The 14,234-nt window shown below is 71.2% G+C and carries 15 protein-coding genes, 1 other RNA gene and 1 riboswitch; of the genes, 6 read left to right on the top strand and 10 right to left on the bottom strand.

Features of this window, described 5'->3' with window-relative positions:
* From cbiB to AC1D1T_RS14980, 7 genes are read right to left on the bottom strand one after another with little or no spacing between them, the layout of a single operon-like run.
* Positions 1-900, bottom strand: a complete 900-nt coding sequence (cbiB, locus tag AC1D1T_RS14950; RefSeq protein WP_477826417.1) for an adenosylcobinamide-phosphate synthase CbiB — start codon at positions 898-900, stop codon at positions 1-3.
* Positions 900-1,469, bottom strand: coding sequence for a cob(I)yrinic acid a,c-diamide adenosyltransferase (gene cobO, locus AC1D1T_RS14955; RefSeq protein ID WP_047502993.1), 570 nt, complete (start codon positions 1,467-1,469; stop codon positions 900-902). Before cobO ends, cbiB begins: the two co-directional genes overlap by 1 nt.
* A gap of 1 nt (position 1,470) precedes the next feature.
* Positions 1,471-2,235: an ABC transporter ATP-binding protein gene (locus AC1D1T_RS14960; protein WP_477992070.1), complete on the bottom strand. Its 765-nt coding sequence runs from the start codon at positions 2,233-2,235 to the stop codon at positions 1,471-1,473.
* Positions 2,232-3,194, bottom strand: a complete 963-nt coding sequence (locus AC1D1T_RS14965) for a FecCD family ABC transporter permease (protein WP_082004251.1) — start codon at positions 3,192-3,194, stop codon at positions 2,232-2,234. The genes AC1D1T_RS14960 and AC1D1T_RS14965 overlap by 4 nt, the downstream gene beginning before the upstream one ends.
* Before the next feature lie 46 nt (positions 3,195-3,240).
* Positions 3,241-4,128 (bottom strand): ABC transporter substrate-binding protein, encoded by an 888-nt coding sequence (locus AC1D1T_RS14970; protein ID WP_477992071.1) that lies wholly within the window; start codon positions 4,126-4,128, stop codon positions 3,241-3,243.
* Complete coding sequence (locus AC1D1T_RS14975) at positions 4,125-4,688, bottom strand: bifunctional adenosylcobinamide kinase/adenosylcobinamide-phosphate guanylyltransferase (protein ID WP_477992072.1); 564 nt, start codon at positions 4,686-4,688, stop codon at positions 4,125-4,127. Before AC1D1T_RS14975 ends, AC1D1T_RS14970 begins: the two co-directional genes overlap by 4 nt.
* 9 nt (positions 4,689-4,697) lie before the next feature.
* The gene (locus AC1D1T_RS14980) at positions 4,698-6,671 is read right to left on the bottom strand and encodes a TonB-dependent receptor (protein WP_477992073.1); all 1,974 of its coding nucleotides are present in this window, start codon (positions 6,669-6,671) and stop codon (positions 4,698-4,700) included.
* A 73-nt stretch (positions 6,672-6,744) separates the two neighbouring features.
* Positions 6,745-6,979, bottom strand: a riboswitch (cobalamin riboswitch).
* 53 nt (positions 6,980-7,032) lie between these two features.
* Between AC1D1T_RS14980 and AC1D1T_RS14985 the strand changes: the two genes are divergently transcribed.
* The 5 genes from AC1D1T_RS14985 (at position 7,033) to AC1D1T_RS15005 (ending at position 9,136) form a co-directional block, all read left to right on the top strand.
* Positions 7,033-7,263, top strand: coding sequence for a cell division protein ZapB (locus AC1D1T_RS14985; protein WP_477992074.1), 231 nt, complete (start codon positions 7,033-7,035; stop codon positions 7,261-7,263).
* Positions 7,260-7,592, top strand: coding sequence for a cell division protein ZapA (locus AC1D1T_RS14990; RefSeq protein WP_047503002.1), 333 nt, complete (start codon positions 7,260-7,262; stop codon positions 7,590-7,592). The genes AC1D1T_RS14985 and AC1D1T_RS14990 overlap by 4 nt, the downstream gene beginning before the upstream one ends.
* A 40-nt stretch (positions 7,593-7,632) precedes the next feature.
* Positions 7,633-7,813, top strand: a non-coding RNA gene (gene ssrS, locus AC1D1T_RS14995) — 6S RNA.
* A 25-nt stretch (positions 7,814-7,838) separates the two neighbouring features.
* On the top strand, positions 7,839-8,312 hold the full coding sequence (locus AC1D1T_RS15000) for an EVE domain-containing protein (RefSeq protein ID WP_477842696.1): 474 nt from the start codon (positions 7,839-7,841) through the stop codon (positions 8,310-8,312).
* A complete protein-coding gene (locus AC1D1T_RS15005; RefSeq protein WP_477992075.1) occupies positions 8,312-9,136 on the top strand; it encodes a sulfite exporter TauE/SafE family protein in 825 nt (274 codons plus the stop codon). Before AC1D1T_RS15000 ends, AC1D1T_RS15005 begins: the two co-directional genes overlap by 1 nt.
* A gap of 10 nt (positions 9,137-9,146) precedes the next feature.
* Here AC1D1T_RS15005 and AC1D1T_RS15010 read toward each other — a convergent pair whose 3' ends face one another.
* Together AC1D1T_RS15010 and AC1D1T_RS15015 are read right to left on the bottom strand one after the other, a co-directional pair.
* Positions 9,147-10,181, bottom strand: coding sequence for a sensor domain-containing diguanylate cyclase (locus AC1D1T_RS15010; RefSeq protein ID WP_047503006.1), 1,035 nt, complete (start codon positions 10,179-10,181; stop codon positions 9,147-9,149).
* 150 nt (positions 10,182-10,331) lie between these two features.
* Positions 10,332-11,606 (bottom strand): ANTAR domain-containing protein, encoded by a 1,275-nt coding sequence (locus tag AC1D1T_RS15015; protein WP_047503008.1) that lies wholly within the window; start codon positions 11,604-11,606, stop codon positions 10,332-10,334.
* Positions 11,607-11,841: 235 nt separating this feature from the next.
* Between AC1D1T_RS15015 and AC1D1T_RS15020 the strand changes: the two genes are divergently transcribed.
* Positions 11,842-13,119: an MFS transporter gene (locus tag AC1D1T_RS15020; RefSeq protein WP_477842692.1), complete on the top strand. Its 1,278-nt coding sequence runs from the start codon at positions 11,842-11,844 to the stop codon at positions 13,117-13,119.
* A 5-nt stretch (positions 13,120-13,124) separates the two neighbouring features.
* Here the strand turns inward: AC1D1T_RS15020 and AC1D1T_RS15025 are convergent.
* Positions 13,125-14,234 (bottom strand): serine/threonine-protein kinase (locus AC1D1T_RS15025; protein WP_477992076.1); only part of this gene is annotated, 1,110 nt, incomplete at its 5' end.

Below are 14,234 nucleotides of genomic sequence, written 5' to 3' on the forward strand. Positions count from 1 at the left end.
TCAGACGCTCCTCGCCAGCAGCGCGATGGCCGCCGTGGCCACCGAGGCCCAGGCGGCAATGCCGGCATACCGCAGGGCCACTCGCACATCGGCCGCACGCGGCACCCTCGCCCGCGCGTTCAGCGTGTACACGCCCGGCTTGCCGAGCCGCACCCCCAGCCGCAGCGCCATCGCGCCCATCGGCCAGCCGCCGTTCGGCGACGGGGTTCGCAGCGATTGGCCGTACAGCCGGCGCCAGTCGACCCGCCGCAAAGGCGGATGCAGCAGCACGGCCGTGATGCGCGCGGGCAGCCACGACAGCACGTCGTCCGCCCGCGCCGCCCACTTGCCGGCCCACTCCCACTCGCCGCGGTAGCCCCACATCGCGTCCGCCGTGTTGGCGAAGCGGTAGACCAGTGCCCCCGGCAGGCCGGCCACCGCGAACCAGAACAGCGGCGCCACCAGCGAATCGTTCAGGTTCTCGGCCAGCGTCTCGATCGCGGTCTCGCGGATGGCGGCTTCGTCGAGCGCCGAGGTGTCGCGGCTGACCACGCGCGAGAGTTGCAGCCGCCCTGCTTCCAGGCCCTGCCCCAATGAACGTTCGATCGCCACCACCTCGTCGCGCAGCATGCGCCATGCGAAGCAGGGCTTCAGCAGCAGCGCCAGCAGCGGCACCGACGCCCACCACGGCCACGCCGACACTTCGCGCTGCAGCAGCCAGCCGGCCATCGCGATCGCGCTTGCGCCGACGCACCACGCGAGCGCCCCGCCGACGAAGGCCGGCCACGGCGACCCGCGCCGCAGCACGCGGCCCACCGGCCCCAGCACGTGCCCCAGCCACGCCACCGGGTGCAGCGCATTGCGCGGCTCGCCGAAGCAGGCGTCCCACGTCCAGGCCAGCAGCAGCGCGGCGGCGAGCATCAATCCTCGATGCCGCGCTGTGCCGGCACGCCAGCCTTGTAGTGGTGCTTCACCAGCGTCATCTCGGTGACGGTGTCGGCCAGCTCGACGAGCTCGGCCGGTGCGCCGCGCCCGGTCAGCACCACATGCACATGAGGCGGCCGCTCGCGCAGGCAGGCCAGCACCGCATCGAGCGGCAGCCAGCCGTAGCGCAGCGGGTACATCACCTCGTCGAGCACGACGAGGAAGTGTTCACCGGCCCGGATCGTCGCCTCGGCGCGCGCCCAGCCGTCCTTCGCGAGCTGCGCCGAGTGCTCGAGGTCGCGGCTCTTCCAGCTGAAGCCGTCGCCCAGTCCTTCGATCGGCACGCCGAGCTGCTCGAACACCCGGTGCTCGCCGAAGCGGGCCGACGGCACCTTCATGAACTGGTAGACCTTCACCGCCTTGCCGCGCCCATGCGCCCGCAAGGCCAGGCCAAAGGCCGCTGTGCTCTTGCCCTTGCCGTCGCCGGTGTGGACGATCACCAGCCCGCGGCGCTCGCCGTCGGGTTTCTCGCTGCGCCGCTCGGTCGGCGGGGTTTCGATCTGCATCTCAGTCGTCCAGGTTCGGAAGGGTCAGGAAGCGCGCACCGACGCGCTGCACCCGCAGCGCGTGGTCGAACACCGATTCGAGCGCGGCATGCACCAGCGGGTCGTCGTGCGCGCCCTCGGCCGCGATGCGCCCGTGCTGCATCACGACGAGTCGGTCCGCCTGCAGCGCGAGCGACAGGTCGTGCAGCACGCTGACGACCCTCTGCGTGCGCGCCAGGCGCTGGAACAGCCGCACCAGCGCCACTTGGTGCGGCGGGTCGAGGTGGGTGGTCGGCTCGTCGAGCAGCAGCACCCCTGCCTGCACCGCCAGCGCGCGGGCGATCAACGCACGCTGGCGCTCGCCGCCGGACAGCCCGTGCAGCTGCCGGTGCTGCCACGCGCTGCATTCGGTCGCGGCCATCGCGGCATCGACGATCGCCTCGTCGTCCGGCCCCGGCGGCGTGAACAGCCCCAGGTGCGGCAGGCGGCCCAGGTGCACCACGTCGCGCACCGTCAGCTCGCCGCGCGCCTCGCCCTGCTGCGCCAGCCACGCGAGGCGTTGGGCGCGCTCGCGCGCCGGCCAGCCGGCAATCGGCCGGCCTTGCAAGGTCACGGTGCCGGYGGCCGGCGGCAGCAAGCCGGCCAGCACCCGCAGCAGCGTCGACTTGCCGACGCCGTTCGGCCCGACGATCGCCGTCCACCCCGGCTGCAACGCGAGCGACACATCGTTGAGCACCGGCATACCGCCCAACGACACGCGCACGCCCTCGCACATCAGCGCGCTCATTCGATCCCCCGCCGGTGCAGCAACCACAGCAGGTAGCCGCCGCCGAGCAACGCGGTCAGCACGCCGACCGGCAGCTCCTGCGGCGCGATCAGCAGGCGCGCCAGCACGTCGGCCGCGAGCAGCAAGGTGCCGCCCATCAACGCGCTGACGACCAGCAGGTAGCCCTGCGCCGACGGCGCGAAGCGCCGCACCAGGTGCGGTGCGACCAGGCCGACGAACGCGATCAGCCCCGATTGCGCCACCGCGAGCCCGGTCGCCAGCGCCAGCACGACCACCAGCACCAGCCGCAGCTTCGACAGGTCGAGCCCCAGGCTCAGCGCGCTGTCGATGCCGAGCGTCAGCGCATCGAGCGCGCGCGCCAGCCGCCAGGCGAGCGGCACGCAGACCAGCGCGCCGGCCCCCAGCAGCAGCACGCTGTCCCAGCCGAGGAACGAGGTACTGCCGAGCATGAACCACTGCTTGCCGCGCAGCGCATCCGGCGCGACCGTGGTGACGAGGTCACTGGCCGCACCCAGCACCACGCCGACGACGACACCCGCCAGCAGCAGCCGCGTCGTGTGCTGCGCGCCACGCGACAGCAGCAGCGTCAGCAGCACGCCGCCGAGCGCGCCGACGAACGCGCCCAGCACCAGCCCGGCCCGCGACAGCAAGTCTGCTGTCCCCAGGCTGATGTAGTGCCCGGCCAGCGCCTGCGCGGCCAGCCCGAGCACCACCGCGAGCGTCGCGCCCGATGCGGCACCCAGCAGGTAGGGATCGGCCAGCGGATTGCGGAACAGCCCCTGCGCCACCGCGCCGGCCAGGCCGAGCAAGACGCCGACCAGCCACGCCCCCAGCGTGCGCGGCGCGCGGATCTGGCCGACGATCAGCGCCGCGTCCGGCCCCCACAGCGACGGCAGCGACCAGCCCTCGCTGCCGGCCGCGAGCCCGGCGACGAGCAGCAGCGCGGTCAGCACCAGCATCGCGACGACCAGGCGCCGTCGCAGGCGGAGCGCAAGTCCGTTCACGTCAGCGCGGCTCCGGGAGGCCGGCGACACAGCCGGCGAGCTGCAAGGCCGCCTCGCCCATGCGCGGCCCCGGGCGGATCAGCACTTCGTACGACGCCGGATCGAAGCCGCAGCTGCGCCCGCCCTGCACCGCGCGCAGCGCGGCCCAGCCCGGGCGCGCCGGCATCTCGGCCACGTTGCGCTGCGCACCGATCAGGATGTCGGGCTGCGCCTTCAGCACGTACTCCGGGTTCAGCTTCGGGAACGGCCCGAGCTCGGGCGTGACGATGTTGCCGAGGCCGAGCCGCGTCAGCGTCTCGCCGATGAACGAGCTGCTGCCCGCCGCGTACGGCGACGCATCGACCTCGAAATACACCCGCTGCCCGCGCACCTTGGCCGGCACGCGCGCCGCGGCCTCGGCCATCTCGCGCTGGATGCGCGCCCACACCGGCGCGGCGCGCTCCGGCGTGCCGAGCAGCTGCGCGATCGTCGCGAGGCTGCGCTGCACGTCGGCATGCGTCTTCGATTCGACGACGACGACGTGCACGCCGAGCTGCTCGAGCCGCTCGATGATGCGCGCCGAGGTGGCGGCCAGCACCACGTCGGGCTTCAGCGCGACGATGCGCTCGACCTGCGCGTCGTCGATGCCGCCCAGCTTGGGCAGCGCCAGCACCTCGGCCGGCGAGTTGGAATAGCGGTCGGTGCCGACCAGCCGCGCGCAGCCGCCGAGCGCGCACACGCTCTCGGTCAGCGAGGGCAGCAGGCTGATCACGCGCTGCGGCGGGGCCGCCAGCGTCAGCGTGCGGCCGCGGTCGTCCTTCAGCGTGAGTGGGGCCGCGGTGGYAGCCAGCCCGGTCGCGGCCAGCAGCGCCATCGCCAGCACCTGCTTCAGGAGGGTGTGCATCGTCATCGTGTCTGCRCCTTCACGGCCAGTTCCAGCCCGGCCACCATCAGCGTCACGCGCGCGCAGTGCGTGGCAACCGCCTGGTGCAGCCGCCCCAGTTCGTCGACGAAGTGTCGCGCCTCGCGTGTCATCGGCGACAGGCCGAGGCCGATCTCGTTCGACACCAGCACGACCGGGCCGGCGGCCGCCGCCAATGCGTCCAGCATCGCTTGCGACGCGGCCTGCCAGCGCTCGTGCGGCTGGTCCAGCGGCTCCATGGGCATCAGCCAGTTCGTCGTCCACAGCGTCAGGCAGTCGATCACCAGCAGCCGCTGCGGGTGCGCGTATTGCACGATGCCGAGCGCGAGGTCGCGCGGCACCTCGTGCGTGACCATCGYCGGCACGCGCTCGGCGCGGTCGCGGCGGTGCTGTGCGATGCGCTCGCGCATCTCGCCGTCGCCGGGCAGCGCGGTGGCGAGCAGCGCTGCCTCATGCCCCGGCGTCGCGAGCCAGGCGATCGCACGCGATTCGGCGCAGCGCGACTTGCCGCTGCGCTGGCCGCCGAGGATCAGTTCATGGCTCGCCATCGAACTCGATCAGAACTGGATGCGGATGGAGCCGGTGAAGGCCCGGCCGTCTTCCGGGTAGATCGAGCTGGTCGCGCCGTTCACGCAGCGGAAGGCCAGCGTGTAGTACTTCTTGTCGGTCGCGTTGGTCACGCCGAGCGCGAATTCCAGCATCTGCCATTGGTACGCGTAGCGCAGGTCCAGCGTCGTGTGGGCCGGCATCGTGCAGGCGTTCTCGAAGTCCGGCGTCTGCGACGACACGTAGTTCACGCCGGCGTCGACGCGGTGCCCCTCGGCGAACGCCCAGTCGCCGCGCAAGGCCAGCGTGGTCTTCGCGGTCAGCGGCACGTCCTTGCCGTCGTTGCGGCCGGCCGTGAAGCGCGCCTGGCGCTGAGCCGCGACCACGCGCACGTTGGCCGTGCTGCCCAGCGCCTGCGACAGCTCGGCCTCGACGCCCTGGCGGCGCGTCGGCTCGAAGTTGACGTTGGCGCCAAAGAAGGGGCCGTTCGGCTCGTTCGGGTCGTAGCCGATCTCGTCGGTCAGCTTGCTGCGGTAGGCGCGCACTTCGGCGCGCGTGCCACCGGCCTGCCAGCGCAGGCCGAGCTCGATGTCGCGCGAGGTCTGCGGGCGCAGCTCGCCGACGGTGAAGCTGTATTCGTCGGCATTGGCCAGCCGGTAGCTGCTTCCGATCCGGCCATACACCGAGGTCGAGGTCGACAGCGGCTGCAGCAGGCCCAGCTCCCAGGCGTGCATCGTGTCGTCGATGCCCGTCGTCGTGTCGGTGCTGGTCTTCTCGATGCGCTCGCTGCGTCCGCCGACACTGACCCGCGTCCCCGCTGCGAAGGTGTAGTCGTCCTTCGCATAGAACGCGCGCGAGGTCTGGTCGGCGGACGAGCCGAAGACCGTGTCGCGCGTCCAGTCGGCATGGTCGATGCCGAAGCTCAGCGCATTGCGGCCGCCGGCCAGCGCCATCTCGTTGCGCGCACGCAGCGCGTAGTTCTTCGCGTTGATGTCGTACCCGTAGGTCGAGCTGCCACGGCTCTCCAGGTGCTTGTCTCGCCAGCCGGCATCCAGCCCGAGTTGCCAGTCGCCCAGCACCGCGGAGCCGAACAGCCCCGAGTTGCGGCTGCGGATGCCGCCATGGTCGTTCGGCTTGCTCGTCTGGCGCGGGTTGTCGGCGTACTGCGCGGCCGTCAGCGAACCCGGCAGGCCGGTTTCGAGCCGGTCCCAGCCGCTGCGGGCGCCGATCCGCACGCCGTCGGCGAGCTGCCATTGCGCAGTCGCCGAGGCACCCTCGGACTCGGAGCGGAAGTTGTCGCGGTGGTTGTCGGTCTCGCGGTGGTTGCCGGCCACGTCGAGCGAGAACTTGCCCGCCACCACGGTGCCGCTGGCGCGCGTGTCGAGCAGCGCATGGCTGCCCATCGCGCCGTAGACCTGCGCACCGTTCTTGCGCTGCAGGCCCGCGCCGGCCTTGGTCGTGATGACGATCACACCGCCGGTCGCGCCTTCGCCGTACAGCACCGCGCCGCTGCCGCGCAGCACCTCGATGCGCTCGACCGAGTCGATCGGGATGCCGGCCAGCCGCGTGCCGCCCAGGTCGGCCTCGCTGATCCTGATGCCGTCGACGATCACCGCCTGGTTGTTGTCGGAGGTGGTGCCGAAGTTGCGCAGGTCGAGCGAGTAGTCGCCGCCGCCGTAGAAATCGAGCCGGCCGGGCACGCCCAGCAGCTTCATGATCGCGTCGTTGACCGTCGTGACGCCGGCCTCGCGGATGTCGGCCGAGGTGATCACGCTGACGCCGAACGGCAGCTTCGACGCGTCTTCCGGAAAGCGCGTCGCGGTGACGATCACCGGCGCGAAGACACGGCTGCCATCGGCCGCGACGGCGGCCGTCTGCGCCTGGGCGGCGGCCAGCGGGAACAGGGAGGCACAGGCCACGGCGCAGGCGCCGGCAAGCAGGCTCGGCGCGACGGGCGCGCGCAGCTGCGAGGAACGAGAAATCATGAAGGAACTGCCATCGATCAAGCCGTGCGCGCCAGCTTCCCCGCTGGTGCGCACCCATGGCGCCGCGCTTGCACGCGACGCCGCCTTGTTGGCCGGTATCCGGGCTGGCGGAAGGACCCCTGACGCCTTCCCAGAGCCGAGGGGCTCCAGTGGCGATGCGCAGGGGCTGAAGCCGGGTGGCTTCGTCCGCTTACCGTTGCGGGGGCAGCGCAGGTGGGCCGTGCGACCGTGCGGTCGGGCAACCTCTGCTTCCCGTTTAACTGTGCCGGCGTGAACACCGGCACGGGCACCAACGGGCGCGATTGTAAGCAGGCGCAGGCGCCCCCTCTACAATCGGTTCACACTCCACCTTTGATGCGCCATGGCCAAGATCAACGAACTTGCCGAACGCGTCGAGCGCTTGTTGCTGCGGCACGWTGAACTGAAGCGCACCAACGCCCTGCTCGAACAACAACTCGCCACCGTCACGCATGAGCGCGACAACCTGCGCTCGCGGCTGAACGCGGCGCGTGGCCGCATCGATGCGCTGCTCGAGCGCCTGCCGGCCGACCCGGCGGCGGTCGGTGCCGATTCCGGAGCGCGCACCAAATGAAGCAGATCGAAGTGACGATCATGGGGCAGAGCTACATCCTCGGCTGCCCGGAAGGCGGCGAGGCCTCGCTGCTCGAAGCGGTGGGCAACGTCGACCGCGAGATGAGCGCGATCCGCGATGGCGGCCGTGTCAAGGCGCGCGAGCGGATCGCGGTGCTGGCGGCACTCAACCTCGCCTACGCACTGGCCGAACGGCCCGCTGCGCCGAAGTCGTCGCCCGCTCCGGCGCCGGCTCCTGCCTCGGCATCGTCGAGCAGCGAAGACATCGACATAGACGCTTTGATCCACCGTGTCGACCAAGCCCTTGGCGCCGACGGGCAATTGCTTTGAACAGACACACTCGCGCCGGATGACGCGCGTAGAATTCTTCGAGTCCGTTGCGTTCGCGTGAGTTTTATATTTCCTTGAACCGATGCTCTTATGAGCAAGGGCTTGGAACATCGCCCGGTTGGTGTGATCGTCTCGCGTCAGATGAACCCGAAGCCCGGCTGACCTCGCCCACCTGAACTGCCTGGGTTCAGGAATGCGGCTCACGGTGCGTGACGGACACCTTATCTTTCCCCTCTCCTCAGCACCATGACCGAACAGTTCTGGCTCATGAAGAGCGAGCCCGACGAGTGTTCGATCGACGACCTGGCCGCTGCGCCGAAGCAGCGCGTGCCCTGGGTCGGCGTGCGCAACTACCAGGCCCGCAACTTCATGCGCGACCAGATGCGCAGCGGCGACGGCGTGCTGTTCTATCACTCGTCCTGCCCCGAGCCGGGCGTCGCCGGGCTGGCGCGCGTGGTGGGCGAGCCGTACCTCGACGCCACGCAGTTCGACGCGAAGAGCAAGTACTTCGACGCCAAGGCCACGGCCGAGAAGCCGCGCTGGTGGCATGTCGACGTGGCGCTCGAGCGCAAGACGCGGCTGCTGTCGCTGCGCGAGATGCGCGAGGCGGCCTCGCTCGCGTCGATGGTGGTGCTGAAGCCCGGCAACCGGCTGTCGATCACGCCGGTGTCGGCGCAGGAATGGGCCGCGGTGCTCGAACTGCTGGATCGGAAGCCCTGATGGCTTTCGACCTCGGCTGGCAACTCATCCTCGAACTGCTCGTCCTCGGATCCTTCACCGGCTTCCTGGCCGGGCTGCTCGGCGTCGGCGGCGGCGCGACGCTGGTGCCGTTCATCACGCTGCTGCTGACGCTGAAGGGCTTCCCCGAGGCCTACATCGTGAAGATGGCGGTCGCGACCTCGCTGGCGACGATCTGCTTCACGTCGATCTCGTCGGTGCGCGCCCACCACCAGCGCGGCGGCGTGMGCTGGGACATCGTCAAGCTGCTCGCGCCCGGCATCGTGCTCGGATCGTTGCTCGGCGCGCAGATCGCGAAGGCGCTGCCGGCCAACTGGCTGGCGCTGCTGTTCGCGCTGTTCATCGGCTTCTCGGCCACGCAGATGTTCCTCGACAAGAAGCCGAAGCCGTCGCGCCAGCTGCCGCAGGGTGCCGGCATGATCGGCGCGGGCAGCGTGATCGGCGTGCTGTCGGCGCTGGTCGGCGCCGGCGGCGCGTTCGTCTCGGTGCCGTTCATGACCTGGTGCAACGTGCCGATCCGCGCCGCGGTGGCGACCTCGGCCGCCCTGGGCTTTCCGATCGCGCTGATGGGGACCGTCGGCTACATCTACGCCGGCTGGTCGCTGCACGACATGCCGCCCGGCACGCTGGGTTTCATCTACCTGCCGGCGCTGGTCGTGATCGCCGCGGCCAGCGTCACCACCGCGCCGCTCGGCGCGCGCACCGCCCACCGGATCGACACCGCGAAGCTGAAGCGGGTGTTCGCCGTGCTGCTGTACAGCCTGGCGAGCTACATGCTCTACAAGGGCATCAAGGGCCTAGCCTGATCCCGGATCGTCACGACGTCTCGAAGCGGATGCTTGCCAGCGTCACGTGATTGCCGCCGCGACGCCGCGCCTCGGCCAGCGCCGCATCGGCCGCCTGCAGCAGCTCCTCCTGCGTGTGCGCCGTGTGCGGGAAGCTCGCGACGCCCATCGACACGGTGAAGCCCAGGTCGCGCCCGTTCAGCATCACGATCTGCGTCGCGCACTGGCGGCGCAGCCCCTCCATCCGCGCATGCGCCGTCGCCAGGCCGACGCCCGACAGCAGCACCGCGAACAGGTCTTCCTCGAGCCGGCACGAGGCATCCATCGCCCGGGTGTTGCTGCGCAGCAGCCGCCCCAGCGCCTCGAGCACGCGTTGCCGCGCTTCCGGCCCGAGCGCCTTCACCTGGTCGTTCAGCGGATCGAGCGCCACCGACACCAGCGCGAACTCGCGGTGCTCGCGCGACGACAGGTCGACCTCGCGGCGCAGCTGGTCGTCGAAGTGCGCCCGCTGGTAGAGCCCGGTGACGGTGTCGCGCAGCCCCTGGTCCTGCATCTCGCGGCGGAACGCCTCGCTCGCCTGCTGCTGCTGCTCCAGCTGCTGCAGCGCGATCTGCAGCTGGGTCTCGTGCTGGCGCTGCGTGGTCTGGTCGAGCCAGAGGCAGCACAGGTAGCGGGGCCCGCTGCCGTCCTGCGAGGCCAGCGCCTGCCGGGTCACGCTGTACTCGCGCCGCCCGCCCTTGCGCTCGATGCGGTGCTCGCTGACCTGCGGCAGCGTCTGCACCATCGCCGACTGGTCGGCGGTGCGCAGCGTCGCGGCCTGGGCCGGGTCGAGCCAGTCTTCGTCGGACAGGCCATCCGCGGTGCGGCCGACCAGCGCGTCCATGCGGCTGTTGGCGTACACGTAGCGGCCGGTGGCGGCCTCCTTGATGGCCAGCGGGGCATCGAGCCGGTCGGCCAGCGTGAACACCAGCGCCCCCAGGGCCTGCGGTGCGAGCCCGAGCGATGCGGTGAGCGCGCGCGCGTTGTCCACGCGTGCGGGCACGGCCAAGGGCTTGGTTTCAGTCATGCGATGGGTCGGGTGTGCTGCTTTGAAGCGGCCGGGCGTCCTCTTCACCCCCGTTCAGCCGCTTCCCATGTCTCTTCTGTTCATCATAGCGGCACGGAGTTGCACCGCCCCCCCGAGATGGGGGGATTTCGAGAAGCTTTACCCCTTCGGCTAGCCCATCAGAACCTGCATGCTGCGCTCGTACTGCCCGGTCAGCTGCTCGAACAGCCCCAGCAGCGCCTCGCTGGCCTCGCCCAGCGCCCGCCGCCCCGGCAGCGCGGCCGCCTGGCCGCCGGCGCGCGCGAGCGTCAACCAGGCATCGCGGGCGGCGTCGAGCGCGTCGCGGATGTCGCGCGTGCTGAGCGGGATGTCGTCGAGGTAACGCATCGCCTCGTCGAACGCGGCGCCGGCCTCGTCGGCCAGTGCCTTCGCCCGTACCGCCCCGTCTCCCTCGAGCAGCTCGCCCAGCAGCACCTGCTTGGCCCAGCGCTGCGACAGCATGCGCTGGCGGCCACAGACGTTCAGCACGTGCAGCGTGGCCACCAGCCCGGCCGTCTCCAGGTTGCTGGTGAGCTGGTCGGCCTGCTGGAGAACGCGCTCGGCCAGCACGTCGACATCGGCCACCCGGCCGCGCTGCGGCGGGTCGGCGAGCGCCGCCTTCAGCCGCTGCCACGGCACCTCGACCGCGCTCAGCAGGTCGCCGAAGGTGGCCTGCGACACCGCCTTGCGCAACGCCACCACGTTGGCATCGACGCGTGCGCACGATTCGTCCAGCAGCCCGGCATGCGCGCCGCTGTCGACGCCCAGCGCGCTCAGCGCATACAGCTTGACGATGCGCTGCGACAGCATGCGCAGCTGCCCGGCCCGGTTCACCGCCTCGGCATAGCGCGCCGCCTCGATCACCTGCTGCGACACCTGGCCGACACGCTGGTTGCTGTGCATCGACGCCGTGCGCAGCACGCGGAAGGCCTCGTCCTCGGACACCTGGCGGGCGCGCATCAGGATGCCCTTGGCGCGATCCACCAGCTTGCGTTCCTCGAAGCGGTGCGTCACGTCGTCGAGCGCGGCCTGCCGCTTCTGCTCGAGCGCGCAGCGCGCCTGCGCGAGCTGCAGCACCGGCCGCAGCCGGGCCGGCGCATAGCCGTTGACGACGTAGGCGTGGATGCCGCTGTCGAGTGCGCGCTCGATCTTCTGCGCATCGGGATCCTGCGTGAACAGCACCACCGGCCGCGGCGCGGTGGCGGCCAGCAGCGCGCAGGCCTCGAACACCGCCGCGTCGGCCGGCGCGTCGTGACAAACGACCACATCCGGCTCGAGCCGGATCGATTCCCGCACCAAGTTGCCGCAGCCCACCGCACCAAGCACGTGAATCCCGCTCGATTGCAGGTCGGCCTGCAAGGCAGGCAGGCCCTGGGAGGGGCCGAGCAGGATCAGGGCAGAAGTCATGGAAAGCCGGTTCGGCAGAACGTTGGCAGAAGAGGTTCGACAGAGGAGAAAGCACGACGCATCGTGCAAGGAACGAACCATACCAGCGCGGGGGGCCGCACGACGGGCCGCATCGCTGGCATGGCGCTTGCAACGCATGCGTCGGGTGTGACGCTGCACCCGACCTTGCCTCCGCACCGCGGGTGATGCTCACGACGAAGTGCGCATTCATGTGCCAACAGCTTCGGCGCTGCACATGTCAACCTCGTTCAAGAGTTTCCTGCGCGCGGGCCACGGCCCGACGCTCTTCGCGGCCTTCCTGTATTTCGCGTTCTCCTGCTGCATCTGGGTGCTGAACGGCGCGATGGCGCCCTTCATCAGCGAGACCTTCTCGCTGTCGCCGGCGCAGAAGGGCCTGATGCTGTCGGTGCCGATCATCGCCGGCGCGCTGATGCGCTTTCCGCTCGGCGTGCTGGCGCAGTACATCGGCCGCAAGCGCGCCACGCTGGTCGAGATGGGCCTGATCGCGGTGGCGATGCTGTTCGGCTTCTTCTTCGTGCACAGCTTCAACGAGCTGCTCGCGATGGGCGTGCTGCTGGGCATCGCCGGCGCGAGCTTCGGCGTCGCGCTGTCGCTCGGCGCCGGCTGGTTCCCGCCGCAGCACAAGGGCCTCGCGATGGGGCTGGTGGGCGCCGGCAACGTCGGCACCGCGGTGTCGGTGCTGGTGGCCCCGCCGCTCGCGCAGTGGCTGGGCTGGCAGGCGGTGTACGGCGTCGCAGCCGCGGCGATCGCCATCCCGATGCTGGTGATGATCCTGCTCGCGAAGGAACCGCCCGATGTCGACAGCCATGCGAGCCTGCGCGAGCACGTCGCCTGCCTGTTCGAGGGCGACGGCTGGGCCTTCAGCCTGATCTATGCGGTGACCTTCGGCGGCTTCATCGGGCTCACGACCTTCCTGCCGTCCTATTACCACGACCAGTTCGGCGTCAGCAAGGTGCAGGCGGGGCAGCTGACGATGCTGGCCGCCTTCATGGGCGCGGCGCTGCGCGTGGTGGGCGGCTGGCTCTCCGACCGCTGGGGCGGCGTCAACACGCTGACGCTGGTGCTGGTGGTGGTGGCCGCCTGCCTGCTGCTGACCGGCCTGTCGACCGGCTCGCTGGTGGTCACGACGCTGCTGCTGATGCTGTGCTTCGCGGCCCTCGGCGCGGGCAACGGCGCGCTGTTCCAGCTGGTGCCGCTGCGCTGGCCGATGGCCACCGCGGTGGCCGGTTCGATGATCGGCGAGATCGGCGCACTGGGCGGCGGGCTGGTGCCGAACGCGATGGGGCTGTCGAAGCAGTACCTCGGCACCTATGCCTGGGGCTTCGTGCTGTTCGCCATGCTGGCGCTGGTGATGCTGGCGGTGATGCGGGCGCTGCAGATCCGCTGGACGCGCACCTGGGCCGAGAAGGGTGGGCGGGCGCGGCCGGTGGCCGAGCCGGCCGACATCGGGCTGCGCACGACGCGGCTGCAGCCGCAGAAGGCCAGGCCATGAGCGATTCAGCGCGGCAGGAACAGCAGCCAGTAGATGAGCAGCAGGTTCAGCAGCACCGAGACGCAGAGCGCGATGCGGCCGAGCAGCCGCGGATCGCGCTGCGCGAGCGGCGTGGCGGGCGGCGCGGCGAGCTGGCGCGAGGCGCCGCGCTGCAGCGCGAGCAGCAGCTCCTCGGCGGTCTCGAAACGCTGGCGGGCATCGAGCGCCACCGCCTTCAGCACGACATGGTCGAGCCAGATCGGCACCTCGGGGCGCAGCCGCGACGGCGGCTTCGGATCGCTGCGGAAGCGCCCGCGCTGGTAGGGCTGCACCTCGCCGTACGGCAGCCGGCCGGTCAGCCACTGGTACAGCGTGACGCCGAGCGCGAACAGGTCGCTGCGTGCGTTGGCCGCCTCGCCGGCCGCGTTGTCGTCGCTCGCCCACTGCTCGGGGTTCATGTAGCTGGGCGTGCCGGCATGCAGGCTGCGCAGCACGCGCGGCTCGCGGCCCGAGACCGCGACGCCGAGGTCGAGCAGGCGCCAGCGGCCGTCGTCGCCGCGGTGCAGGTTGGCGGGCTTCACGTCGCGGTGCACGACGCCCAGCCGGTGCAGGCGCGCGAGTGCGCCGGTGATCGCGATCGCCGCATCGACCGCATCGCCGACGCTGGCGCGCTCGCCGGCCGCCAGCAGCTGCTCCAGCGTGCGGCCGGCATGCCAGTCGTAGGCGACGTAGAAGGCGGTCGGTTCGCGCAGTTCGCGCAATCGCACGAAACCGTCAGCGCTCCCCACGCGCGACGCGAGCCAGGCCTCGTGCGCCAGCATCGCGCGCTCCTGCGGGTCATTGGCGCGCGACAGGTGCAGCGTCTTCAGCGCGACCAGCGGTTCACCGGCTTCATCACTGCGGGCCTGGTACAGGCAGTGCACCCCGTTGTCGGCGACGCGCGCGGTGATCGTGAAGCCGTCGAGCCGGTCGCCCACCTTCAACCGCGGCGGCACCGGCAGGTTGCGGCCGCGGCGCAGCGCGTCGTTCAGCTCGCCGTCGGCCAGGCCGCGCACCCGCAACACCAGCGCGGTCGCGTTGTCGCGCCCGCCGGCGGCCAGCGCGGCGCGCACCAGCGCCTCGGCGGCGTCGCGGGC

It is taken from the genome of Rhizobacter sp. P2_H3 (assembly GCF_056403355.1).